Below are 23,684 nucleotides of genomic sequence, written 5' to 3' on the forward strand. Positions count from 1 at the left end.
GAAATGGAGTATGGCCTGGTCACGGCTGAGGTACGAAGCGCAGCAGGTTCCAGGAGGTGGCGGGCAGCGCCACGGTGCAGCGGCCGCCGTCGAGGGTGGGGGTGGTGAGCTGCCGGGGCGCGACCCGCTCCGGGTCGGCCTCGGTGTTCGTGGCGGACGGGTCGGCCCCGGCCGCGAGGGTGGTGTGCGCCTCGCCGCGCAGCCCGCGCAGGCCACGCAGGTCCAGGTCGAGCGGGAGGTCGTCCGGGCCCCGGTTGACCGCGAAGACGGCCAGGCCGCCGGTCTCCTCGTCGTGCACGGCGACGGTGTCCAGCACCGGCACGTCGCCGTACCGCTTCGTCGGGTACGTGGGGCCGACCGGCTCGGTGCGCAGCACGGTGCCGCGTGCGTACCGGGCGGTGAGGGCGAACGGGTGGAAGATGCTCTGCCGCCAGGCGGGACCGCCGTTGCGGGTGCGGATCGGGGCGATCACGTTGGCGAGCTGCGCCTGGCAGGCCACCCCGACCCGGTCGGCGTGCCGCAGCAGGGTGATCAGCAGGTCGCCGACCACCACCGCGTCGTCCGCGGTGTAGTCGTCCTCGATCAACGCCGGCGCCTCGACCCAGCCGCGCCGGTCCAGATCGGCCTGCAGGCGGGACTGGTACCAGACGTTCCACTCGTCGAAGGAGACCTTGAGCTTGCGCTTCTGCCGCAGCTTGGCGCCGACGTGGTCGGCGGTGGCGACGACCTCGGTGATGAAGGCGTCCATGTCGACCGCGGAGGCCAGGATACTGGCCCGGTCGCCGTCGGAGGGGTCGTAGTAGGTGTGGGCGGAGATGTAGTCGACGTGCTCGTAGGTGTGCTCCAGCACCGTCGCCTCCCACGAGGCGAACGTGGGCATCCCCCGGCCGGAGCTGCCGCAGGCGACCAGGCTGATCGACGGGTCGGTCATCTTCATGGCGCGGGCGGTCTCGGCGGCCAGCCGGCCGTACTCGTCGGCGGTCTTGTGCCCGACCTGCCACGGCCCGTCCATCTCGTTGCCGAGGCACCACAGCCGCACCCCGTACGGCTGCTCGGCGCCGTGCTTGCGGCGCAGGTCGGAGAGCTGGGTGCCGCCGGGGTGGTTGGCGTACTCCAGCAGGTCGAGCGCCTCGGTGACGCCGCGGGTGCCGAGGTTGACCGCCATCATCGGCTCGACCCCGGCCTCGGCGGCCCAGGTCATGAACTCGTCCAACCCGAAGGCGTTGGTCTCGATGGTCTTCCAGGCCAGGTCGAGCCGGCGCGGCCGGTCACCGACCGGGCCGACGCCGTCCTCCCAGCGGTAGCCGGAGACGAAGTTGCCGCCGGGATAGCGGACCACCGAGACGCCCATCTCGCGGGTCAGGTCCAGCACGTCGCGGCGGAAGCCGCGCGGGTCGGCGCTCGGGTGCCCGGGTTCGTAGATCCCGCCGTAGACGCACCGCCCCATGTGCTCGACGAAGGAGCCGAAGATGCGACGGTCGGCCTCACCGACCCGAAACGCCGGGTCGACCGTGAGCTGCGCGTTCGGCACGGATGCCACCTTTCCCTCGGGGTCGCTTCCCGGTGACCGTGGTCACCGTGTCCCTGGTTTTCTACAACGTTGTAACGGTTGCTGTAAAGAGGTCGTTACGTCGTCGTGACGCGGTAGAGTGCGCCCGGAGTGCTCGGCGGGGAGGAAGTTCAGTGCGGCACAGGCTCAAGGACGTGGCGGAGCGGGCCGGCGTGTCGGTGAAGACCGTCTCGAACGTCGTCAACGGCTACCAGCACGTCCGCGCCGACACCCGGGCCCGGGTCGAGGAGGCCATCGCCGAACTCCACTACCGACCCAACCTGTCGGCCCGCAACCTGCGCAAGGGGCGCACCGGCGTGATCGCGTTGGCCGTCCCCGAACTCGACATTCCCTACTTCGCCGAGCTGGCCCGGCACGTCGTCACCGCCGCCGCCGACCAGGGCTGGACGGTGCTGATCGACCAGACCAGCGGCGGCCCCGAGCAGGAACGCAAGGCCGCCAGCGGGATCGGTGACCACATGATCGACGGCTTGATCCTCAGCCCGCTCGCGCTCACCGCCGACGACCTCGCCGGCCTCGCCGGCCTGCCCATGGTGTTGCTCGGCGAACGGGTCGACCACGGCCCCGCCGACCACGTCATGATCGACAATGTGGCCGCCGCCCAGGAGGTCACCACCCACCTGGTCGGGCTCGGCCGCCGCCGGATCGCCGCGATCGGCTCGCAGCGCACCCCCGAGGGCGCCAGCGCCCGGCTGCGCCTGGCGGGCTACGCCGCCGCGCTGGCCGAGGCCGGCATCGGGTACGACGAACGCCTGGTGGCGCCCGCGCCGGCCTGGCACCGCGCGGACGGCGCGGCCGCCATGCGGCACCTGCTCACCTCCGGGGTACGCCCCGACGCCGTCTTCTGCTTCAACGACACGCTCGCCCTCGGCGCGCTGCGGGCCCTGCACGAGGCCGGCCTGCGCGTGCCGGAGGACGTAGCGGTGGCCGGCTTCGACGACATCGAGGACGGCCGCTTCTCGATCCCCACCCTGAGCACGGTCGCGCCGGACAAGGAACGCATCGCCCGCCTCGCCGTGGAACTGCTCGCCGGCCGCCTCACCGCCGACCGCGACGCCCCACCCCGCGAACTGGTCGCCCCGCACCGCCTCTCCCTCCGCGAATCCGCCCCCTGACCCACCCCGCACCCCGTCCTCGGCGATCCTGCAGTTGGTGCCCCGACATCGCGGGGCTGTCCCCCGACGGGGCCCAAAGTGCAAGACCGGCGAGGTGGGCGGCGGGTCAGTCGAAGAAGCGGGCCAGGTGGGACGGGGGCGGGGCGGGGGCGTCGGGGGGCAGCGGAGTCAGGTCGGCGAAGATGGAGGCGCCGTCGCAGCCCACGTGCAGCGGATACCAGCGCGGGGCGCCGGGCGGGCGTTGACCGCAGATGCCCTTGAACGTCTGCACGTCGAGCAGGCGGACGTGGGTCGGGTCGGCCACCGCGTTGACATGCCGCCACCACGGGCTCATCACGTGCAGCACCCCGCCGGGCCGCAGCACCCGGTGGCACTCGTCGAACAGCGTCAGGAAGTCGATCAGGTGCTCGACGATGTGCACCGCGAAGAAGACGTCCACCGAGTCGTCGCGCAGCGGCAGTGAACCGGAGAGGTTGGCGACCGCGTCCACCCCCGGCGCCGGATAGATGTCCAGCCCCAGGTTGCCCGGCCACTGCTTGGTCGCCCCGCAGCCCAGGTCCACCACCACCGGCGGTCGACCGGCCACGCCCACCCGGCACCAGACCCCGAGCACCCCGGCCAACCGGCCGATCAGCTCCCGTACCAGCCGGAGCTGCGCCGGGTCGGCGACCTCGCCGGTCAGGTGGGCCACGCCCCGGTCGAAGCGCACCTCCACGGTCGTGCCGCGCAGCCGCTCGTCGTGCCGCGCCAGGTCGACCCACGCCTCGGCGAGGAAGCCGTCGGCCTGCCGGAGCCGCTCACCCGAGAGCGCGGCCTGCCCCATCGCCACCATGCGCCACCTCCGGCGGCGCGTTACCCCCATTCCGCCCCGATACACGCCCACCCACCCGGCCCACCCGTCCTTGAGGGCCGGGACGGCCGATCCCGACCAGGGGTCGCGTCGGGGGCGGGCGTGCGGACTTGATCGACTCCACCTCGCCGAGGTGGAGACATCCGAGTGCGGTTGACGCCGCCACCTCGGCGAAGAAGTGTGGATCAACCCTGGTGCGCCATCGGCGTCGACCCGGGGCCCGAGGGCGCACGCGGTGTTTCCACCGCGCCCCTGAACTCAGGTGGAGAGGGTTCGGCGGGAGGGGCGCATACGCTGGCGGGGCTGCGGGGCTGCCGGCTTCGGACGCTTGAGGTGATAGCGGTGCAGCTCGTTGTTGCCGGCCAGGGACGGGTCCTCGCTCATCGCCACCAGCTCCCAGCCCTGGTCGCCGGCCCGGTTCAGGTGGGCCAGCGCGGTGTCGCCGTAGGGCGTGACGTCGACCATGGAGCCGTCCGGGCCGTACCAGGAGAAGACGATCTCCCAGCCGGCGTCGTTGGCGGCGGGCTGGCGGCGGCGGACCAGCAGCGCGTACTCCCACTTGAGCATGAGGTCATTGTGACCCCGGGCCGGCGGGTCGGCACGGATCAGTCCTCGGCGATCCGTCCGTCCGTCACGCGCAGCCGCCGGTTCACGCTCACCGCGTCGAGCATCCGCCGGTCGTGGGTCACCAGCAGCAGCGTGCCGGGGTAGCCGGCCAGCGCCGACTCCAGCTGCTCGATCGCGGTCAGGTCGAGGTGGTTGGTCGGCTCGTCGAGCACCAGCAGGTTGACTCCACGACCCTGGAGCAGGGCCAGCGCGGCCCGGGTCCGCTCGCCGGGGGACAACGTCGCCGCCGGGCGCAGCACGTGGTCGGCGCGCAGGCCGAACTTGGCCAGCAGCGTCCGTAGGTCCGCCGGGTTGAGCTGGGGTACGGCGGCGGCGAACGCGTCGAGCAGTGGCTGGTCGCCGAGGAAGAGCCCGCGGGCCTGGTCCACCTCGCCCACCACCACGCCCGGGCCGAGCGCGGCGTGCCCCTCGTCCAGGGGCAACCGGCCCAGCAGCGCGGCCAGCAGGGTGCTCTTGCCGGAGCCGTTCGCCCCGGTGATCGCCACCCGGTCGGCCCAGTCGACCTGCAGGTCCACCGGGCCGAGCGCGAAGCCGCCCCGGCGTACCACGGCACCTCGGAGCGAGGCCACGACGGCGCCGGCGCGGGGCGCGGCGGCGATCTCCATCCGCAGCTCCCACTCCTTGCGCGGCTCCTCGACCACGTCCAGCCGCTCGATCAGCCGGGCGGTCTGCTTGGCCTTCGCCGCCTGCTTCTCGGTCGACTCGGTCCGGAACTTCCGGCCGATCTTGTCGTTGTCGGTGGCCTTGCGCCGGGCGTTCTTCACGCCCTTCTCCATCCAGGCCCGCTGGGTCCGGGCGCGCGCCTCCAGGCCGGCCTTCGTGTCGGCGTACTCCTCGAACTCCTCGCGGGCGTGCCGGCGCGCCACGGCGCGCTCCTCCAGGTAGGCCGCGTAGCCGCCGCCGTAGTGGTTGACCTGATGCTGGTGCAGGTCCAGTTCGACGATCCGGTTGACCGTGCGGGTGAGGAACTCCCGGTCGTGGCTGACCAGCACGGTGCCGGCGCGCAGCCCGGTGACGAAGCGCTCCAGCCGGTCCAGCCCGGCCAGGTCGAGGTCGTTCGTGGGCTCGTCGAGCAGGAAGATGTCGTAGCGGCTGAGCAGCAGCGAGGCCAGCCCGGCACGGGCCGCCTGCCCGCCGGACAGCCCCACCGTCGGGTGGTCCAGGCCCACGTCGAGGCCCAGCTCCGCGGCGACCTGCTCGGCCCGCTCGTCCAGGTCCGCGCCGCCCAGGTCCAACCACCGTTCCAGGGCGATGGCGTACGCGTCGTCGGCGCCGGCCGCCCCGGCGGTTAGCGCCTCGGTGGCGGCGTCCAGCGCGGCCTGCGCGGCGGTCACGCCGGTACGCCGGGCCAGGAAGTCGCGGATCGTCTCACCCGGCCGGCGTTCCGGCTCCTGGGGCAGGTAGCCGACCGTGGCGGTGGGCGGGTTCAACGCCACCGACCCCTGCTCCCGGGGTTGGAGGCCGGCGAGTGTCCGCAGCAGCGTGGACTTGCCGGCGCCGTTCACCCCGACCAGGCCGACCACGTCGCCGGGCGCGACGACCAGGCCGAGGTCGGAGAAGAGGAGGCGGTCACCGTGGCCGGCGGTGAGATCCTTGGCGATCAACGTGGCGCTCATCAGGTCACCGAGCCTACCGGCGCGCGCATCCGGATTACCGTGACCCGCGCTCGGGAAGGTACACCTCTGAGGGAGACTCACAGCCGTGGTGACCACGTTGGCGATCGACTGCGGAGGCGGTGGGATCAAGGCCTCCGTGCTGGACGCCGCCGGCACCATGCGGGCCCGCCCGTTGCGCGTGCCCACGCCGTACCCCCTGCCCCCGTCCTTGTTCGTGGCCACGCTGCGGGATCTCGCCACCCGGCTGCCCGCGGCGGACCGGCTCACCGTCGGCATGCCCGGCATGATCCGGCACGGCGTGGTGGTGGCCACCCCGCACTACGTGACCCGCGCCGGGCCGCGCAGCCGCGTCGATGCGGACCTGGTCGCGGAATGGTCCGGGTACGACGCGCGCGGCGCGCTGGCCGAGGCGTTCGGCGTGCCCGCGCTGGTCCTCAACGACGCCGAGGTGCACGGCGCCGGCGTGGTCGCCGGCACCGGCTGCGAACTGGTGCTGACGCTCGGCACCGGGCTGGGCAGCGCGCTCTTCGACGGCGGGGTGCTCGCCCCGCACCTGGAGCTGTCGCACGCGCCGGTGCGGTGGAACACCACCTACGACACGTACGTCGGGGAGCCGGAACGGCGGCGCCTGGGCGACGCGTTCTGGTCCCGGCGGATCCGGCAGGTGGTGGACGGCCTGCGGCCGGTGTTCCGCTGGGACCGGCTCTACCTCGGCGGCGGCAACTCGCGGCTGATCCGGTCGGAGCAGGTGGCCCGGATGGGGGACGACGTCGTGGTCGTCCCGAACACGGCCGGAATCGTCGGTGGTGTCCGCGCCTGGGAACTGGTGGGTGACCGGTACGACCCCACGCCCTGATCTTTACCCGGTGGAACACTCGCGGTTCCTCCGGTGTTGTGCCAGCGTCGGACAAAGGGCTGACGCGACACGAGGAGGTGGGTCGAGTGGACCTTCTGGCGGAGTACCGGCGGGCGACCATGTTCTTCGACTCCGGGGACCCGACCGGGGCGGCCCGGCTGCTCGAGCCGATCATCGAGGCGGAGCCCGACAACTCCTCGGTGCGGCAGCTGCTGGCCCGGGCCTACTTCCAGTCGGCCCAGCTCAACCGGGCCGAGGAGCACCTGCGTGAGCTGGTCGACCGGGACCCGAGCGACCACTACGCGCACCACGTGCTCGGTCGCACGCTGGAGCGGATGAACCGGCCGGCGGACGCGCTGCGGCACCTGCGCATCGCCGCGGCCATGCACTCCACCAACACCGACTACGCCACCGCCCTCAAGCGGGTGGAGGGTCGGGTCGGTCGTTAGGTTCCGTCGAAGGGCAGCCCGGGTGGGCTGCCCTTCGCCGTATCTAGGATGGGATCGTGAAGCTCAAGCTCGACCTCCACGACATCTACAACAAGGGCCACGACATCGACCGCGCGCTGCGCGGGATCATGGACGAGGCGGTGGCGAAGAAGGCCACGCTCGTGGAGATCATCCCGGGCAAGGGCTCCGGCGCGCTCAAGAAGAAGGTGCTGCGCTTCCTCGACCAGAAGGACGTCAAGCAGCTCTACCACCGGGTCGAGAAGGACTCGAAGAACTTCGGCCGCCTCTTCGTCCACTTCCGCTGGAAGTAGCCCGCTCGGCCCGTTCGGCGCTTGATCCACTCCACTACGCCGAGGTGGCGGTATCCCGGTCGCTCGGATCCAGCCACCTCCTCGAACTGGTGTCGATCAAGCCACGGCATGGATCATGCCAGCGAGGACCGACACCGGGGAGGCGCCTACAGGTCCAGCACGGCTACCGTCTGGCCCTCGCTCCGCTCTCCGGTCGGCCGGAAGCCCAGCTTCAGGTAGAACGGTTCCGGCCCGCCCGGCCGGGGCTCCCAGGTGACGTACGCCAGGTCGCCGCCCCGAGTCCGGATCTCGTCGCACACCGCCTCGACGGCGAAGCGGCCGTAGCCGTGGCCCTGCGCGTCGGCGGCGATGTTCAGCCGCCAGATGCCGGCGCGCACGTCGTCCGGGTCGTCGCCCCACCGGATGTCGAAGAACGCCATGAGAAAGCCGACGAGCCGGTCACCGTCGTAGATCAGCCTCGGCCAGGCGTGCTCCGGGAAGACGTACGCCTCGGCCAGCGACTTGACCACCGGTGCCACCAGATCGTCCTGGTCGGGGCGCACCGACAGCGCGAGAGCCCGCTCGTAGTTGTCCGGGGTGACCTTCTCTAGGCGCATGCGCCGCAGCGTAGCGAGCGGGGGGGGGGCCAAGCGAGGAGGTTAGTTCCCGTCTCTGCAGGCGCACCAGCAGCCGAACGGTACCGTGCGGTACGGTCCGGTACATGACGACGATGACCCTGCGGGAGTTTCGCGATGGCGCGGGCCGGGTGCTGGAGGCGGTCGAGCGCACCGGCGAGCCGGTCATCATCACCAAGTACGAACGGCCCGTCGCCGTGCTGATCGGCATCGACGAGTGGGAAGAGATCGAGGCATATCGAGACCGCCGAGACGCCGCGGTGATCGCCCGGTCCCGCGCCGATGGGCAGTTCGTACCGCTGTCGGCGGCCCTGGAGTCGCTCGGGGTCGATCCGAAGGAGGTGGAGGCCCTGCTGGCCGACCGGGCCAACGGTGAGGCGGCGTGAAGGTTCAGATCGATCGGGATGTGCTGGTCTGGCTGCACAAACAGCCGCGAAACGTCTTCCTCACTGTTCTGAGCGCGATCCTCGGCCTGGTTTCGACCCCGCGCCACAGAACTCCACCGAGATGCGCGATGGATCTGGGCGTCGACTACGCGTCGGCGACTACCGGGTGCTCTATCGCCTCGACGGCGACGAGTTGACCATCCACGATGTTGGGCACCGGAAAGACGTCTACTCCTGAGTTCGCGCCGGCCTGAATGAGCTGTCGGTGTGCGGCCCCTGAATCCGAGCTAGAAGAGCGGGGACCCAGTGGTTCCCGTACCGGTGCTGAAGGTCCGCCAGCCGCCAGTCGTCGCCGGTGACCAGCCTGCGGCACCGCGCCGAACCGCATCCGCACGCCATCGCGAAGTCGGCGGTTCCGGTGCTGGTGGCGTAGTCGTTCGTCAGCTCCTCGTCCCGTCGACCATGACCCCGCCGCGCCGGTCGGTTCAACCGGTCGCGCCGCGCAGGTGGGCGACCAGTCGACGGTGTTCGTCCGGCGTGCCGACTGCGGCCCGGTGCTGGGGGTGGGCGACGTAGTGGCTGACCACGGCGGCGAGGAAACGGGCGTCGACGCTGTCGACGGGCACGGTGGCGCGGCCCACCAGACCACGACGTCGCACCAGCGCGGGCTTCGCGACCGTCAGCGGGAGCCGCAACGGCGGTCGGTCGACATCGCGGGGCGCCTCGACGTCCGGCCCGGCGTCCCACGGGACCGTCCGCGATCCGAGGAGCCCGATCGTGCGTACGCCGTCCGGGCTCAGCCACAGGTCGTGCCCGCGCCAGGCCGCGGCGACCAGCAGCGCGATCACCCCGAGCCAGAGCACGCCCACGACGGCGTCGAACGTGGTCGCGATGCCCGTCTCGGTGGAACGCAGGTATGCGCCGACGGTGGCGGAGGACTGTCCGAGGAGACCCAGGGTGAGGAGGACACGCCACGCCGGGACCGGCGGGGCGAAGGCCGGGGTCTGCGGCAGCACCACCAGGACGGCGGGCCGGCTCCCCAGGCTGATGATCGCCAGGAGCAGGGCGGTCAGGGTGAGAAGGAGGAGTGGGAGGAACAACGCCCGCGCCACGGCCGGCGCGTATCCCATCGCGACGGCGTTCCCGGTCGCCACCAGCAGGCCCACCATCAGGACGGTACGTCGATGCCGAACCGCGGCGGCCGAGATCGCGTCGATCACGCAGGCGACCGTAGCGGACGGGGTCCACCCCGCTGGTTCTTGATCAACTCCGCTTCGCCGAGGTGGCGGTGTCCGAGTGGTCGGGATGCCGCCACCTCGGCGAGCTGGTGTGGATCAGGCGCGGCGGGGCACCCGGTAGACCAGGTGGGTGACCTCCTTGCCCTCGACCACCCGGAACGGCCCCTCCAACTGCACCGGCGCGATCCCCAGCCCGGAGAAGAACGGGATCCCGTCGCCGAGCAGCACCGGCACCAGGTCCACGTGCACCTCGTCGAGCAACCCGGCCTCCAGCACCTGCCGCGCGATCGTCCCGCCGTTCACCCCGACCTGCTTCCCGCCGGCGAGAGCATGGGCCCGCTCGATCGCCCGCTCGATGCCGTCGGTGACGAAGACGAACGACTCGCCCTCGGCGTCCCAGCCCTCCGGCACGCGGTGGGTCACCACGACCACCGGCATGTCCAGCGGGTGCCGCCCGCCCCAGCCGTTGGTGAGGTCGAACAGCGTGCGGCCGACCACGAGCGCCCCGGTGCGCTCGACCAGCGCGCGGAGGTGCGCGGCGCTGGCCGCCGAGGTCCGGAACGTCATCTCCGGGTTCGCCGTCGGCACCTTTCAGCCGGGGGTGGAAGCTGTCCGGCATCCCCTCGACATCCGCCGGGAAGAAAATCTAGAGCGTGTACGTGCGCGCCACCGCCAACATCTCCGAGCTGTGCGAGCCGACCACGCCGACGTTCGCCGGCCGGGGCCGGAAGCCGGGCAGCCCGGACAGGCCGTCGCTGGCGTCCATCGCGCGCAGGGTCACCGCGTCGGAAGACGGCACCAGCGTCAGCGTCACCTCGACACCCTCCGGCGGCGGGGCGTGGAACACGATGCCGAAGCCCCACCGGCCCGCGCGCGCCTTCACCGGCACGTTCCGCCCGGCCACCGAGGCGGCCCGCACGGTGGCGGTGCCGGTGTCGACGTGCAGCGTCAGCAGCCGTACCGGTCGCTGCGGCGTCACCCGCACCCGCAGCATCCGCTGGTCGCCGTCGCGGGTGTCGGAGAGCGTCTCCACCTTCGGGGCCGGCAACGAAGCCGCCGCAGCCGGGCCGGCCCGTAGCTCGCCGTCGCCCAGGCCGGGAAAGTCGTCGGCCACCGAGATGTTCCGGTCGACGTAGTGGTCGGTCCAGGGCCGCGGAATGTCCTCGTGGCTGAGCCAGGCGGCCTTCCGGGTGCCGGCGTCCAGCGCGTACATCAAGTGGGTGGGCACGGGGTGCGCGGCGTCGAACCGGTCGACGGCCAGGCCGACCCCGGCGAGCACCACCGCCGCGAGCGCGGCGGCCCCGGCGGGCAGCGCGCCGAGGCGGCGGGCGCGCAGCGCCAGCAGGCCGCGCTGGCCGCCCGCGCGCGGGTGCAGCAGATCCACCACGGGCAGCACGGCCAGGCCGAGCAGCACCGCGACCAGCGCGGCGACCGCGCCCATGCCCATGCCGAGCGCCGGGAAGAGCAGCACCACCGGGGGCAGCAGAACCACCACGGCCATCGCGCCGGCGAGCGTCACCGCGACCACCGGCCACGGGCCGTCCAGCCGGGTGGCCAGCGCCGCGAGACCGGCCACCGCGCCGGCCAGCGCCGGCAGGGTGGTCAGGTACGCCCCGCCGGGCACCAGCACGGCGAGCAGCACGCCGAACAGGGCCAGCCAGAGCAGGCCGCCGAACGCCAGCGCGGCCGGGCCGACCCGGCGGCGGGACAGCGCGTACCAGCAGAGGAGCACCGCGGCGGCGAGCGCCACCACGGCGAGGCGGTACCAGACCGGACGGTACGGGTCGAGCAGCTCGGCGTACCCGGGACGGATCGTGGTGATCGCGGCCCAGAGCAGCCACGCGCCCAGCGGGGCCACGACGACCGGCGCCAGGGCCAGCCCGAAGCCGGCGGCGAGCGTGCCGACGGTGGCCCGGCCCCGGCGACGCAGCAGCCAGCCCAGCGCGCCCACCGCGAGCAGCGCGGCCACCGCCAGCGGCAGGGTCAGCCCACCGGGGTAGCGGACCAGCCCGCCGAGCACCGGGAAGTAGGTGTCGTCGTGGCCGGACCGCAGGTCGCCGAGGTCGGTGCGACCGAACTCGCGGGCCAGGCCGAGCGCGTTGTCGCCGTGCATCTGCAAGCTGCCCCGGTCCATCCGGGCCGGCACGTCCAGCGGGGTGTGGTAGATCGCGCCGCCGTCGATGTAGGCCGAGTTGAGGCCCACGAACTTCTGGTCGAGGAACGCGGTGAAGTCGGTGTCGTTGGGCAGCGCCCGGTAGATCTCCACCGCGAACGAGGTGCCCACCGGGTGCGGCGCGGCCCGGCCGAACACGTCCACCAGCTTCGCGTTGTTCCGCGACGTCTCGAACATGATCACGGGACCGGTGGAGCCGCGCGCCTCCAGGTTGAGCACCACCCCGCCGTCGGCGGCGAGCGGGTGGTCGGCGGCGAAGCCGGCGGCGCCGCACAGGCACGCCTCCTCCGCGTCGGTGAGCACGAAGACCACGTCGTTGCGGGGGCGCGGGCCGGTGCTCAGCGCCCGGGCCACCTCCAGGATGGTGGCGGTGCCGGCGGCGTCGTCGTTGCCGCCCGGACCGGTCTGCACCGAGTCGTAGTGCGCGACCAGGAAGACCTTGCCGGTCGGGTCGGTGCCGGGAAGCCGGGCCACCACGTTGCGGACCCGGGCCAGCGTCGCCCCACCGGCCGCGCCGCTGAGCTGACCGGCCTCGGGCGCGACCGCGTCCTGCACCTCGGTTTCCAGGCCCAGCCCGCGCAGCGCGCCGACCAGGTGTTCGCGTACCCGGTCGTTGGCCTCGCTGCCGGCGACGTGCGGTCGGGCCGCGATCACCTCGACGTTCCGGTACGCCCGGGCGGCGCTGAACTCGCCGGCCGGCGCGCTCGCCGGGCGCGGCGTCGGGGTGGCGAGGCCGACCAGGACGCCCGCCCCGACGGCGAGCAGCACGACCAGAGCCGCGACGGCGGCGGGCAGCCGGCGGCGGGGCTTGGCGAACGCGCGGTCGGCGGGGCGGGTGGGGGGTGCGCCCACGGGAACTCCTCGGGGTGGATCTACGGGGGTGGGCATCATCCTGCACCCCCGCCGGGCACGGCGGCACTCCCCGTCGGTGCGTTGCCGGGCTGGCAGCGCTCCCGCGTAACATCGTGGGTCGGCCGCGTCGCTGTCCGGGAGGACGGGTCGCCCCCGCCGCCACGGTGGGGTCCGTGTTGTGTGCGACCGTTGTCTCCGCCAGGATCAGCAAGGGCATTCGGAAGGAGCCCCGCCATCACCAGCGAACTCCCGCGACTCGCGGCGGTGGCCCGACCGCACCGGGGGACCGACGCGCCGGGTCCCCGTGCCGTGCCCCGCGCCGGCTCGGGGCTGCACGGCGGCCTCCCGCCCGGTGAACGGCTGCGGGTGCTGCTGGTCGAGGACGACGAGGGCGACGCCTTCCTGGTCGGCGAGTTGCTCGCCGAGACCAACTCGATGATCGACCTGCTGGTCGCGACCAGCCTCAGCGAGGCCCGCCAGCGGGTGATGGGCGTCGACTGCGTCCTGCTCGACCTGGGCCTGCCCGACGCGCAGGGCCTGGACGGGCTCCGCCGGGTGCTGGAGATGGCCAGCGGCGCCGCGGTCTGCGTGCTGACCGGCCGCTCCGACGAACACCTCGGCATCGTGGCGGTCGCCGAGGGCGCACAGGACTACCTGGTCAAGGGCCAGGTCGACGGCGTCCTGCTGACCCGGGCGCTGCGCTACGCGGTGGAACGCAAGCGGGCCGACGAGAACGCCCGCCGGCTGCGTGAGGTGGAGCTGCGCCAGGCCGAGTCGGCCCGCCTGGAACGCGGCCTGCTGCCGCAGCCGCTGATGACCACCGACGAGGTGTCGGTGCACACGTTCTACCGGCCCGGCCGGCACGCCGCGCTGATCGGCGGCGACTTCTACGACGTGGTGCAGACCCGGCCGGACCGGATCGACCTGATCGTCGGCGACGTCTGCGGCCACGGCGTGGACGAGGCCGCGCTCGGCGTCGAGCTGCGCGTCGCCTGGCGGGCGCTGGTGCTGGCCGGGGTGCCCGACGACGAGGTGCTGCCCGCGCTGGAGCAGGTGCTGATGAGCGAGCGCCGGCTTCAGGAGATCTTCGCGACGGTGGCCACCGCCCGGCTCGACCTGGCGTCCGCCCGGGCCACCGTACGACTCGCCGGTCACCCGCCCCCGCTGCTGCTCAGCGGCGGTAAGGTCGCCCCGGTACCGGCCAAGGGCGGGCTGCTGCTCGGCGTCCGGCCCCGCCGCTCCGTTGCCTTCGACCTGGAGTTCGACACCGATGACTGGTCCCTGCTGATGTACACCGACGGCCTCATCGAGGGTCGGGTCGACGGCGGCGACGACCGGCTCGACGTGCCCGGGCTGACCGGCCTGCTCGCCGAGCCGGCCAACCGCGCGGTGCCGCTGTCCGAGCTGCCCGCCTGGCTGGTCGGCCGCGCCGAACAGATCAACGGCGGCCCGCTCGCCGACGACGTGGCGATGCTCCTGGTGACGCGGGGCAGCGGTCGGTGACGGCTCGAACGGAAGAGGCGCGATGAAGGCTTACCAGCAGGGGTGGACGCTGCGGCGGCGGGTGGTCGTGCTGCTCGGCGTGGTCCTGGCGCTGCTGCTCGGGCTGGCCGCCGCGGAGGCGGCGGTCGCCGCCACGAACCGGCAGAACATCGACGCGGTGCTGCTCAAGACCGGTCCGCTGCGGGTCCAGGCGCAGGAGCTGATGAGCGTCCTGCTGGACCAGGAGACCGCGGTGCGCGGCTACGCGGTGAACGGCGACCGCAACGACCTGGGTCCCTACCAGGAGGGCGTGAAGCGCGAGCAGGCGTTGATCGCCTCGATCCGCGGGCTCTCCGCCGACTACCCGGGCGTACGTCGGGAGCTGGGCGTGGTCGAGCAGCAGACCGCGCAGTGGCGGGCCCAGGTGGCCGACCCGGTGATCGCCGCCACCGACCGTGGCGGCCCGACGGCCGGCCAGGCGCTGATCACCGACCAGACCCGCCAGCAGTTCGACGGGATAAGAGCCTCCATCACCACCCTCCAGGACGAGGTCCTCACCGTCCGGAAGCAGACCGCCGACCGGGTCAACTCGACGAGCAACACGCTGGTCGTGTTGCTGATCATCGCGGCGCTGGTGGTGGCGGTGGCCGGCGCGATCATGCTGCTCTCGCTCGACCGGATCCTCATCCGCCCGCTGGCCGGCCTGGTCAGCCAGGTGCGGGAGGTGGCGGCGGGCGACTACCAGCACCGCATCGAAGGCTCCGGCCCGCCGGAGTTCCGCCGGCTGGCCGACGACATCGACCAGATGCGGCAGAAGATCGCCCAGGAGCTGGACGAGGTACGCCAGGCCCGGGAGCGGATCGAGTGGGTCAACGACCAGCTCCAGAAGCAGGCCGAGGAGCTGACCCGCTCCAACCGTGACCTGGAGCAGTTCGCGTACGTGGCCTCGCACGACCTGCAGGAGCCGCTGCGCAAGGTGGCGAGCTTCTGCCAGCTCCTCCAGCGCCGCTACGCCGGCCAGCTCGACGAGCGGGCCGACCAGTACATCGCGTTCGCGGTGGACGGCGCGCAGCGGATGCAGCGGCTCATCAACGACCTGCTGGCGTTCTCCCGGATCGGCCGGCTCACCACCGGGTTCACCGAGGTCGACCTGAACCGGGTGATGGGCGACGTGGCCGGTCAGACCGAGGCGGCCCGGCAGTACGCCGACGCGGAGCTGACCTGGGACGAGATGCCGACCATCCGCGGCGAGGAGCCGCTGCTGACCAACCTGCTGGTCAACCTGGTCAGCAACTCGGTGAAGTTCCGCCGCCCCGACGTGCCGTCGAAGGTGCACGTCTCGGCCCGGCTGGTCGACGGCGAGTGGGAGATCAGCTGCCGGGACAACGGCATCGGGATCGAGCCGGAGTTCGCCGACAAGATCTTCGTGATCTTCCAGCGGCTGCACTCCAAGGACGCGTACCCGGGCACCGGCATCGGGCTCGCCATCGTCAAGAAGATCGTGGAATACCACGGCGGCCGGGTCTGGGTGGACACCGAGGCCGGGGAGGGCACCACGATCCGGTTCACGTTGCCGGCGCTGGAGGCTGACATCGAGGCGGCGGCGGCAGCCGAGAACGCGGCGGGCGCGGCGGAGGTCGACGCCGCCGAGGCGGCGGAGCCGGCGGCCGGGGACGCTCAGGCGGACGACGCGACGCAGCCGGACGGCCGGGCCCGGGAAGAGCCGCCTGCCGGGGCGGACCGACAGGATACGAACGGTGACATGAAGGAGACGGTGGGATGACCGCGCCGGCGGACGGCAAGAGCCCGATCGAGGTCCTGCTCGTCGAGGACGATCCGGGTGACGTGCTGATGACCCAGGAGGCGTTCGAGGAGCACAAGCTCCGCAACCGCCTGACGGTCGTCTCCGACGGCGCCGAGGCGCTGGCCTACCTGCGCCGCGAGGGCCCGTACGCGGACGCGGTCACGCCCGACCTGATCCTGCTCGACCTGAACCTGCCCCGCCGGGACGGCCGGGAGGTGCTGGAGGAGATCAAGAAGGACGAGCACCTCCGCCGGATCCCGGTCGTGGTGCTGACCACGTCGCAGGCCGACGAGGACATCCTGCGCAGCTACCAGCTGCACGCCAACGCCTACGTGACCAAGCCGGTGGACTTCGAGCGCTTCATCTCGGTGGTCCGCCAGATCGACGAGTTCTTCGTCAGCGTGGTCAAGCTGCCGCCGCGTGGCTGACCCGCTGCTGGACGACGTTGCCGCGCTGCTACGGGAGGCCGCGGCCGAGGTCGTCGTGCCGTTGTTCCGCCGGCTCGACCCGTCCGACATCTCCGAGAAGGCGCCCGGCGAGGTGGTCACCGTCGCCGACCGCGAGGCCGAGAAGCTGATCTCCGAGGGCCTGCGGCGGCTGCGCCCCGACTCGGTGGTGGTCGGCGAGGAAGCCGTCGCCGAGGATCCGGACCTGCTGCGGCACCTGCGCGGCGGCGGCGACGTCTGGCTGGTCGACCCGGTCGACGGCACGTCCAACTTCGCCGCCGGGAAGCGGCCGTTCGCGCTGATGGCGGCGCTGCTCACCGACGGCGTGCCGGTGGCGTCCTGGGTCTACGACCCGCTGGACGGCACGATGGCCGTCGGCCGGCTCGACGGGGGCACCACGCTGGACGACACGCCGGTGCGGACCACCCGGCCACTGCCCGAGGTGGGCGCGCTGCGCGGCACCGCGATGACGAAGTTCCTGCCCGGCGACTTCCGCCGCGACGTCGAGGCCGGCGGCCGGCGGATCGGCGAGCTGCTGCCCGGCCAGCACTGCGCCGGCCGGGAATACCTGGACGTGCTCACCGGCGCGCAGCAGTTCGTGTTGTTCTGGCGCACCCTGCCGTGGGACCACACCCCCGGCACGCTGCTGGTCCGGGAGGCCGGCGGGGTGGCCCGCCGCTTCGACGGCACCGACTACCACCCCGCCGACGAGGGTCGGGGCCTGCTGGTCGCGGCCAGCGAGGAGATCTGGGACGAGGTGTACGCGGCGCTGCTGGCACGCTGAGCAGCGCTGCGCGACGGCCGTGACACGCTGCGTCGACGATCCGCGTCGTCGGCGGTCACGGATCTGGCGCGACGCGCCTGGTCCGGTATCGTGACCGCGGTTGACGGAAGGACCATCACGTGCCCAGGACCAGGCTCACCGGCCGGCGGGTCCGCCGGTCACTGCTCGCGCTGCTCGCCGCGACGGCCGTGCTGCTCGGCGCCGGCCTCGCGACGGCCGGCCCGGCCGCTGCCGCGCCCAGCCCGAACGCCCCCGACGAGGGCGACAGCAAGCAGCTCCGGGCGGCGCTGGAGGCCGCGGCCAAGGGTCACATCGACGCCCAGAACAAGCTGGACAACTCCAAGCGCCGCCAACGCGAGCTGGGCGTCCAGCTCAAGGACATCGAGGCGCGCCTGGTCGGGCTGACCGCCCAGGCCGGCGAGGTCGCCGTGCAGTCCTACCGGCAGGGCCGGCTGACTCCGGTGTCGATGCTGCTGGCCGCCTCCGGGCCGGACGACTTCCTGCACCGGGCGGCCGAGCTGGACATGATGGCCCAGCGGGACAGCAAGCGCCTCGGTGACCTGGCGACCGCGAAGGCGCAGGCCGCCGAGTCGAAGCTGGCGCTCGACGCCGAGGTGCGGGAGCAGGCGAAGCAGGTCGCCGTGCAGGCCCGAAAGAAGAAGGACGCCGAGGTGGCGCTGGCGAAGGTCAGCTCCGGCGCCGGATCCGGCTTCAACGGCGGCTCCTCGTCGGCCAAGCCGGCCCCCCGTAACTCGGACGGGTCGTGGCCGTCGGAGTCCTGCTCGGTGAACGACCCGACGCCGGCCAGCGGCTGCATCACGCCGCGCACGCTGCACATGCTCCAGCAGGCCAAGGCGGCGAGCTTCACGCGCTACGCCTCCTGCCACCGCAGCGGCGGGGGTGGCGAGCACCCGAAGGGCCGGGCCTGTGACTTCGCCGCCGCCAGCGGCGGCTTCGAGGACCGCAGCGCCACCGGCGGCGACAAGTCGTACGGTGACCGCCTCGCCAGCTGGGCGAAGAACAACGCGAACCGGCTCGGCATCATGTACGTGATCTGGTATCGGCAGATCTGGATGCCGAACACCGGCTGGCGGGCGTACAGCGGTGGCGGCAGCCCGGCCGCCGACCACACAAACCATGTTCACATCTCGATGTACTGACCCGGGCGACCAGGAACGCCGCGTACCCTCGCGACGGTGAGCAGCACATCGTCCGACATCGTCATCGAGCCGGCGACCGACGCGCCCGCCGCGCCGCACGCCCTGCCGAACGGGCTGGCCGCCTTCCTGGTCTTCCTGTCCAGCGGGGCGGTGCTGGTGCTGGAGACCGTCTCGCTGCGCCTGGTCGGCCCGTACGTCGGGGTGACGCTCCAGGTCACCAGCTCGGTCATCGGCATGGCGCTGGCCGCCATCGCGTACGGGGCGTGGATGGGCGGGTGGCTCGCCGACCGCCGGGACCCGCGCGCCCTGCTGGCCCCGGCCCTGGTGCTGGCCGGCATCGCCACCGCGATCACCCTGCCGATCGTCCGGTACGCCGGTGAGGCGCTGCGCGGCGGCGCGGCCAGCGCGGTGCTCCTGCTGACCGCGCTGACCGTGCTGCTGCCCGCGGCGCTGCTGGCCGGGATCACCCCGCTGGTGGTGAAGCTCCAGCTCGCCGACCTGCGCCGCACCGGCCAGGTGGTCGGCAAGCTCTCCAGCATCGGCACGCTCGGCGGCATCACCGCCACGCTCGGCACCGGCTTCATCCTGGTGGCCGCGCTGCCCAGCTCGGTGATCGTGCTGGCGCTGGCCGCCGTGCTCGGCGTGACCGGCCTGGCGTTGGGGTTCTGGCTACGGCGGCGGTCCGGCTCCGGGCTGTCCACGCCGGGCCGGGCCAAGGCGGCGCTCGCGCTGCTCGGCCTCTCCGCCGCCGGGCTCACCGCGGCCGCGCCGAACCCGTGCGACGTGGAGACCGCTTACCACTGCGCCCGGGTGGAGGTGGACCCGGATTCGCCGGACGGGCGCACGCTCTACCTCAACTCGGCCGAGCACTCCTACGTCGACCTGACCGATCCGACCCACCTGAAATACTCGTACGCCCAGTGGGTCGGCCTGGTCGCGGACCTGGCGCGGCCGACCGGGCAGCCGATGGACGCGCTGCACCTGGGCGGCGGCGGCTTCACCGTCCCCGGCTACCTGGCCGCGACCCGGCCCGGCACCGACAACCTGGTCTTCGAGGTCGACGGCGGCCTGGTCGAGCTGGACCGGCAGGAGATGGGCCTGCGCACCGGGCCGAAGCTGCGCGCCCGGGTCGGCGACGCGCGGGTGCTGCTCGGCGGCGAGCCGACCGACAGCCGGGACTTCGTCGTCGGTGACGCGTTCGGCCACCTGGTGGTGCCCTGGCACCTGGCCACCCGGGAGATGGCCGAGGACATCCGGCGGGTGGTCCGCCCGGACGGGATCTACGTGCAGAACGTGATCGACTATCCGCCGGACCGGTTCGTCCGGGCCGAGCTGGCCACCGTCTCGGCCGTGTTCGACCATGTCGCGCTGATCGCCCCGCCGGGCGCGATCGCCGGCCGGCACGGCGCGAACTTCGTGATCGTCGCCTCGGACGTCCCGCTGCCGCTGGCCGGGATCCCCGCCGGCCTGAAGCGTTTCCCCGAGCCGGCCGAGCTGCTCGACGAGGCGAGGACGGCCGCCTGGGTCGGCGACGCGCGGGTGCTCACCGACGACTTCGCCCCGGTGGACCAACTCCTGGCGACCGCCTGAACGGGTGACGTTCCTGACCGATTCCGGCCGGACAGGTGTAGCGAGGTCGACTTCGGGCAACTGCACCGACCATGGGTGCAGCGGTCAGGAACGGCGTGCAGCTACTGGGTGAGCGCTACCGCCTGGTCGAGCAGTTGGGCGCGGGCGGCATGTCGGTGGTCTGGCGCGGCTACGACGAGGTGCTCGGCCGGCAGGTGGCGGTCAAGGTGCTCGCCTCCCGGCTCGCCAGCGACAAGGCGTTCCGGCACCGGATCCGCGTCGAGGCGCAGGCCGCCGCGCGGCTCTGCCACCCCAACATCACCAACGTGTACGACTACGGCGAGTCGGTCCAGGTCGGGCTGACCGTGCCGTACGTGGTCATGGAGCTGGTCGACGGCGGCCCGCTCAGCGGCCGGCTCGGCCGCGACGGGCAGCTGCCCTGGCGCGAGGCGCTGACCATCGGCGCGGAGGTCGCCTCGGCGCTGGCCACCGCGCACGCCCGGGGCGTGGTGCACCGGGACGTCACGCCCGGCAACGTCATGCTCACCCCGACCGGCGTGAAGGTCGTCGACTTCGGCATCTCGGCGCTGGTGGGGGAGAGCGACAAGGGGCCGGACGGGGCGCTGCTCGGCACGCCCGCCTACCTCGCCCCGGAGCGGCTGGACAACGGTCACGTCTCGCCGGCCACCGACGTCTACGCGGTCGGGCTGCTGCTCTACCGGATGCTCACCGGCCGGCTGCCGTGGCAGGCCAGCACCACCACCCAGATGCTGCGCGCGCACATGTACCGCGACCCGGACCCGATGCCGCCGGTGCCGGGGCTCCCCGGGCAGGTCACCGACCTGGTCCAGCGCTGCCTGGCCAAGCGTCCGGAGGACCGCCCGCTCACCCCCGAGGTGGCCCGTACGCTCGCCGAGGCGGTCGGGATCGCGTCGATCGTGCCGGTGTCACCGGCGTTCGGCGGCGTGGATCCGGCGCTGACGGAGAACGCCGACACCACGATCCTGCCCTGGTCGGCGGCGACCGACGCGTTGCCGTACTCGGCGATCCGCACCCGGACCCAACGGTCGGTGGCGCGGCGGCGCAGGGTGGAGGCCGGGGTGGCCGCCGCCGGGCTGATCGCGGTCACCGCCGCGATGTGGGGGGTGACGTCGAGGAGCCCGGCCAGCGGCGGGGTGGAGCCGACCGAGGCGCGGATGGGGCTGCCCGAGCCGACGCCCTGCGCGGTCGACTACTCGCTGCGCCGCGACACCGGCAAGGACTTCTCGGCCGAGCTGACGCTCACCAACACCGGCACCCGGGAACTGCGCGACTGGACCATGAGCTTCAGCTTCCCCGGCAAACAGGCGGTCACCACGGCCCGGCCGCCGGCACGCCAGGTGGGGCGGACCGTGTCGGTGGCGGCCCCGGCGGCCGCCCCGGTGCTGGCGCCGGGCGCGTCGACGAAGCTCACGTTGGCCGGGCGCTACACCGGGAGCAACACGCTGCCGGTGGAGTTCAAGGTCGGCGGCAGCGCGTGCGGGGTGCAGGTGTCCGGCATCGCCGGGTCGGTGCCGATCACCACCGCGCCGAAGAAGGCGCCGGCTAAGCCGCCCACGAAGACCACCGCCAAGAGCGGGCCGGCGAAGGCGAAGCCGGCGTCGAAACCCAAGGCGGAACCGCCGAAGCCCGGCAAGGGCAAGGCCAACGGTAAGGAGAACGGCAAGGGAAAAGGGTAGGCGAACAGCCGAAGGGGGGTGGGCCGGGCAAGCCCAAGGGCAAGGGGAAGGGGCCGAAGGGCTGACGGTCAGGTCAGCGCGGCGAAGCGCTGCACCTGGGTGATGCCGCCCTCCACGATGAGCACGCTCTCCGGCGGCAGCACGGTGTCCGGATCGACGTAGCGGAACGGCTCGCCGGGCAGCTTCGCGCCGACCACCATCACCCCGTACCGGTCGCGTGGGGCCAGCTCGCGCAGCGCGCGCCCGACCAGCGGCGCCGGCACCCGGACCTTGGCGATCGCGAAGTCGTCGCCGAACTCGATGAAGTCGAGCAGCCGGCTGACGATCAGGTGCGCCACCCGCTCGCCGGTCTCCGCCTCCGGGAACACCACGTGGTGCGCGCCGACCGAGTGCAGGATCTTGGCGTGCTTCTCCGAGGTGGCCCGCGCCCAGATCTGCGGGATGCCCAGCTCGGTGAGGGTCAGCACGGTGAGGACGCTGGCTTCGACCGAGGCGCCGATGGCGACCACCACCCGGTCGAAGTCGGCCACGCCGAGCTGGCGCAGCGCCAGCTCCTCGGTGGCGTCGGCCTGCACCACCCGGTCCAGCTCGGTGGACCAACGCTGGACCCGGGCCGGATCCCGGTCGATGGCGAGCACCTCGTGGTCGAGTCGCTCCAGCGCGCCGGCCACGTGGTAGCCGAACCGGCCGAGGCCGATCACGAGGACAGCGGTGTGGTCCGAGTCTCTAGCCGACAATGGGTTGCTCCTCCGGATAGCGGTACAGGCGTCGCCGGGTGTTCAACGCGATCGCCGACCCGAGGGTGAGCGGCCCGATCCGGCCGACGTACATGAGCACGACCAGCAGGTACTGGCCGGACTCCGGCAGTTGGTGCGTGAGACCGACGGTGAGGCCGGTGGTGCTGAACGCGGACGTGACCTCGAAGAGCGCGGCGTAGAAGGGCACGTGCGTGGTGAACGCGATCAACCCGATCGTGCCGGCGACCACCAGGGCGACGCTGAGCAGGGCGACCGTCAGCGCCTGCCGCTGGCTGGCCTGGGACACCCGGCGACGACCGACCGTGGTGTCCGGCTCGCCGCGCAGCTCCGCCCAGATGGCGAAGCCGAGCAGGAAGAACGTGGAGACCTTGATGCCGCCGGCGGTGCTGGCGCTGCCGCCGCCGATGAACATCAGGCCGATCAACATCGGGTAGCTCTCCTCGGTGAGCCGTCCGACGTGGATCACGTCGAAGCCGCCGGTGCGGCTCAACGCGATCTGGGTGAACGCGGCCAGCGCCTTGCCCGGCACGTCGAAGGTGCCCAGCGTGTACGGGTTCGCCCACTCGGCCAGCAGCAGGTAGCCGAAGCCGAGGGCGGTGAGCACCACGCTGCCCCAGACGGTCAGTTTGGTGGCGACCGCCCACCGGCCCGGTCGCCGCCACTCGCGTACCGCCTCGAACAGCGCCGGGAAGCCGAGCCCGCCGATGATCGCGCCGACGCTGAGCGGCAGCGCCACCCAGGGGTCCCGGGAGAAGGCGACCAGCCCGTCGCTGTAGAGGGCGAAGCCGCCGTTGTTGAACGCCTGGACCGAGTGGAACACGGCCGACCAGAGCGCATGACCGGGCGGGTAGTCGTAGACCAGCCAGAAGCGTCCGCTGACCACGGCGGTCATCAGCGTCTCGGTGACGAACACGGTGGCCGCGATCCGCAGCAGCAGCCGGCGTACGTCGCCGAGACCGAACTCGGCGGTCTCGGCCTGCACGAGCAGCCGGTTGCTCAGGCCGAGCTGCCGGGACACCGCCAGGATCACCAGTGACGCGCCGGTCAGGATGCCGAGGCCGCCGAGCTGGGTCAACACGGTGATCATCACGAGCCCGAAGTTGTTCCAGTAGTTCGGCGTGTCGTTGATCGCCAAGCCGGTCACCGAGACCGCCGAGGTGGAGGTGAACAGCGCGGTCAGGAACGGGGTCCAGCGCTGCTGGCTGGTTGCCCAGGGCAGCATGAGCAGCCCGGTGCCGATCAGGATCACCGCCAGGAACCCGAGCGGCACCAGCCGTACCGGCTTCCGGAGCAGTCGGCGCACCAC

The 23,684-nt window shown here is 72.7% G+C and carries 22 protein-coding genes and 1 pseudogene; 13 read left to right on the forward strand and 10 right to left on the reverse strand.

Annotation, left to right across the window (positions count from 1 at the left end):
- Positions 1 to 19: 19 nt before the first annotated feature.
- On the reverse strand, positions 20 to 1,531 hold the full coding sequence (locus ACGFI2_RS23710) for an alpha-N-arabinofuranosidase (RefSeq protein WP_393520762.1): 1,512 nt from the start codon (positions 1,529 to 1,531) through the stop codon (positions 20 to 22).
- 152 nt (positions 1,532 to 1,683) lie between these two features.
- On the opposite strand from ACGFI2_RS23710, the gene ACGFI2_RS23715 reads away from it, so the two are divergent.
- Entirely contained in the window at positions 1,684 to 2,685 is a 1,002-nt protein-coding gene (locus tag ACGFI2_RS23715; protein ID WP_393520764.1) for a LacI family DNA-binding transcriptional regulator, read from the forward strand.
- Between the two features lie 106 nt (positions 2,686 to 2,791).
- Here ACGFI2_RS23715 and ACGFI2_RS23720 read toward each other — a convergent pair whose 3' ends face one another.
- The 3 genes from ACGFI2_RS23720 to ACGFI2_RS23730 form a co-directional block, all read right to left on the reverse strand.
- On the reverse strand, positions 2,792 to 3,517 hold the full coding sequence (locus tag ACGFI2_RS23720) for a methyltransferase domain-containing protein (RefSeq protein WP_393520766.1): 726 nt from the start codon (positions 3,515 to 3,517) through the stop codon (positions 2,792 to 2,794).
- Positions 3,518 to 3,793: 276 nt separating this feature from the next.
- Entirely contained in the window at positions 3,794 to 4,102 is a 309-nt protein-coding gene (locus tag ACGFI2_RS23725; RefSeq protein WP_393520768.1) for a hypothetical protein, read from the reverse strand.
- Between the two features lie 38 nt (positions 4,103 to 4,140).
- A complete protein-coding gene (locus ACGFI2_RS23730) occupies positions 4,141 to 5,778 on the reverse strand; it encodes an ABC-F family ATP-binding cassette domain-containing protein (protein WP_393520770.1) in 1,638 nt (545 codons plus the stop codon).
- Positions 5,779 to 5,863: 85 nt separating this feature from the next.
- Here ACGFI2_RS23730 and ACGFI2_RS23735 point away from each other — a divergent pair, with 85 nt between their 5' ends.
- The 3 genes from ACGFI2_RS23735 (at position 5,864) to ACGFI2_RS23745 (ending at position 7,394) form a co-directional block, all read left to right on the forward strand.
- Positions 5,864 to 6,634 carry an ROK family protein gene (locus tag ACGFI2_RS23735; RefSeq protein ID WP_393520772.1) on the forward strand — a complete coding sequence of 257 codons (771 nt, stop codon included), beginning with the start codon at positions 5,864 to 5,866 and terminating at the stop codon, positions 6,632 to 6,634.
- Positions 6,635 to 6,720: 86 nt separating this feature from the next.
- Positions 6,721 to 7,083 carry a M48 family metallopeptidase gene (locus ACGFI2_RS23740; RefSeq protein ID WP_091065485.1) on the forward strand — a complete coding sequence of 121 codons (363 nt, stop codon included), beginning with the start codon at positions 6,721 to 6,723 and terminating at the stop codon, positions 7,081 to 7,083.
- A 56-nt stretch (positions 7,084 to 7,139) separates the two neighbouring features.
- Positions 7,140 to 7,394 carry a Smr/MutS family protein gene (locus tag ACGFI2_RS23745; protein ID WP_013288724.1) on the forward strand — a complete coding sequence of 85 codons (255 nt, stop codon included), beginning with the start codon at positions 7,140 to 7,142 and terminating at the stop codon, positions 7,392 to 7,394.
- A gap of 146 nt (positions 7,395 to 7,540) precedes the next feature.
- Here ACGFI2_RS23745 and ACGFI2_RS23750 read toward each other — a convergent pair whose 3' ends face one another.
- Positions 7,541 to 7,990 (reverse strand): GNAT family N-acetyltransferase, encoded by a 450-nt coding sequence (locus ACGFI2_RS23750; protein WP_393520774.1) that lies wholly within the window; start codon positions 7,988 to 7,990, stop codon positions 7,541 to 7,543.
- A 104-nt stretch (positions 7,991 to 8,094) separates the two neighbouring features.
- On the opposite strand from ACGFI2_RS23750, the gene ACGFI2_RS23755 reads away from it, so the two are divergent.
- Together ACGFI2_RS23755 and ACGFI2_RS23760 are read left to right on the forward strand one after the other, a co-directional pair.
- Positions 8,095 to 8,394, forward strand: a complete 300-nt coding sequence (locus ACGFI2_RS23755; protein ID WP_393520776.1) for a type II toxin-antitoxin system Phd/YefM family antitoxin — start codon at positions 8,095 to 8,097, stop codon at positions 8,392 to 8,394.
- Positions 8,391 to 8,632: pseudogene (locus ACGFI2_RS23760) on the forward strand (type II toxin-antitoxin system RelE/ParE family toxin). Before ACGFI2_RS23755 ends, ACGFI2_RS23760 begins: the two are co-directional and overlap by 4 nt.
- A gap of 247 nt (positions 8,633 to 8,879) precedes the next feature.
- On the opposite strand, the gene ACGFI2_RS23765 reads toward ACGFI2_RS23760, so the two are convergent.
- The 3 genes from ACGFI2_RS23765 to ACGFI2_RS23775 form a co-directional block, all read right to left on the reverse strand.
- Positions 8,880 to 9,614, reverse strand: a complete 735-nt coding sequence (locus tag ACGFI2_RS23765) for a hypothetical protein (protein WP_393520778.1) — start codon at positions 9,612 to 9,614, stop codon at positions 8,880 to 8,882.
- Between the two features lie 114 nt (positions 9,615 to 9,728).
- Complete coding sequence (locus tag ACGFI2_RS23770; RefSeq protein WP_393520780.1) at positions 9,729 to 10,199, reverse strand: dihydrofolate reductase family protein; 471 nt, start codon at positions 10,197 to 10,199, stop codon at positions 9,729 to 9,731.
- Positions 10,200 to 10,278: 79 nt separating this feature from the next.
- Positions 10,279 to 12,657 carry a M28 family peptidase gene (locus ACGFI2_RS23775; protein ID WP_393520782.1) on the reverse strand — a complete coding sequence of 793 codons (2,379 nt, stop codon included), beginning with the start codon at positions 12,655 to 12,657 and terminating at the stop codon, positions 10,279 to 10,281.
- A 264-nt stretch (positions 12,658 to 12,921) separates the two neighbouring features.
- Between ACGFI2_RS23775 and ACGFI2_RS23780 the strand changes: the two genes are divergently transcribed.
- The 7 genes from ACGFI2_RS23780 (at position 12,922) to ACGFI2_RS23810 (ending at position 21,620) form a co-directional block, all read left to right on the forward strand.
- On the forward strand, positions 12,922 to 14,160 hold the full coding sequence (locus ACGFI2_RS23780; RefSeq protein ID WP_393520783.1) for a PP2C family protein-serine/threonine phosphatase: 1,239 nt from the start codon (positions 12,922 to 12,924) through the stop codon (positions 14,158 to 14,160).
- Between the two features lie 22 nt (positions 14,161 to 14,182).
- The gene (locus tag ACGFI2_RS23785; protein ID WP_393520785.1) at positions 14,183 to 15,922 is read left to right on the forward strand and encodes an ATP-binding protein; all 1,740 of its coding nucleotides are present in this window, start codon (positions 14,183 to 14,185) and stop codon (positions 15,920 to 15,922) included.
- A complete protein-coding gene (locus ACGFI2_RS23790) occupies positions 15,919 to 16,371 on the forward strand; it encodes a response regulator (RefSeq protein WP_393520787.1) in 453 nt (150 codons plus the stop codon). Before ACGFI2_RS23785 ends, ACGFI2_RS23790 begins: the two co-directional genes overlap by 4 nt.
- Positions 16,364 to 17,173, forward strand: a complete 810-nt coding sequence (locus tag ACGFI2_RS23795; RefSeq protein ID WP_393520789.1) for an inositol monophosphatase family protein — start codon at positions 16,364 to 16,366, stop codon at positions 17,171 to 17,173. Before ACGFI2_RS23790 ends, ACGFI2_RS23795 begins: the two co-directional genes overlap by 8 nt.
- A gap of 119 nt (positions 17,174 to 17,292) precedes the next feature.
- A complete protein-coding gene (locus ACGFI2_RS23800; RefSeq protein ID WP_393520791.1) occupies positions 17,293 to 18,333 on the forward strand; it encodes a coiled-coil domain-containing protein in 1,041 nt (346 codons plus the stop codon).
- Between the two features lie 36 nt (positions 18,334 to 18,369).
- Complete coding sequence (locus tag ACGFI2_RS23805; protein ID WP_393520793.1) at positions 18,370 to 19,923, forward strand: fused MFS/spermidine synthase; 1,554 nt, start codon at positions 18,370 to 18,372, stop codon at positions 19,921 to 19,923.
- 71 nt (positions 19,924 to 19,994) lie between these two features.
- On the forward strand, positions 19,995 to 21,620 hold the full coding sequence (locus ACGFI2_RS23810; RefSeq protein WP_393520795.1) for a serine/threonine-protein kinase: 1,626 nt from the start codon (positions 19,995 to 19,997) through the stop codon (positions 21,618 to 21,620).
- 68 nt (positions 21,621 to 21,688) lie between these two features.
- On the opposite strand, the gene ACGFI2_RS23815 is transcribed toward ACGFI2_RS23810, so the two are convergent.
- Together ACGFI2_RS23815 and ACGFI2_RS23820 are read right to left on the reverse strand one after the other, a co-directional pair.
- Complete coding sequence (locus tag ACGFI2_RS23815) at positions 21,689 to 22,357, reverse strand: potassium channel family protein (protein WP_393520797.1); 669 nt, start codon at positions 22,355 to 22,357, stop codon at positions 21,689 to 21,691.
- A complete protein-coding gene (locus ACGFI2_RS23820; protein WP_393520799.1) occupies positions 22,347 to 23,681 on the reverse strand; it encodes a TrkH family potassium uptake protein in 1,335 nt (444 codons plus the stop codon). Before ACGFI2_RS23820 ends, ACGFI2_RS23815 begins: the two co-directional genes overlap by 11 nt.
- Positions 23,682 to 23,684: the final 3 nt, after the last annotated feature.

The organism is Micromonospora sp. NPDC049282 (assembly GCF_043197045.1).
GTDB lineage: Bacteria > Actinomycetota > Actinomycetes > Mycobacteriales > Micromonosporaceae > Micromonospora.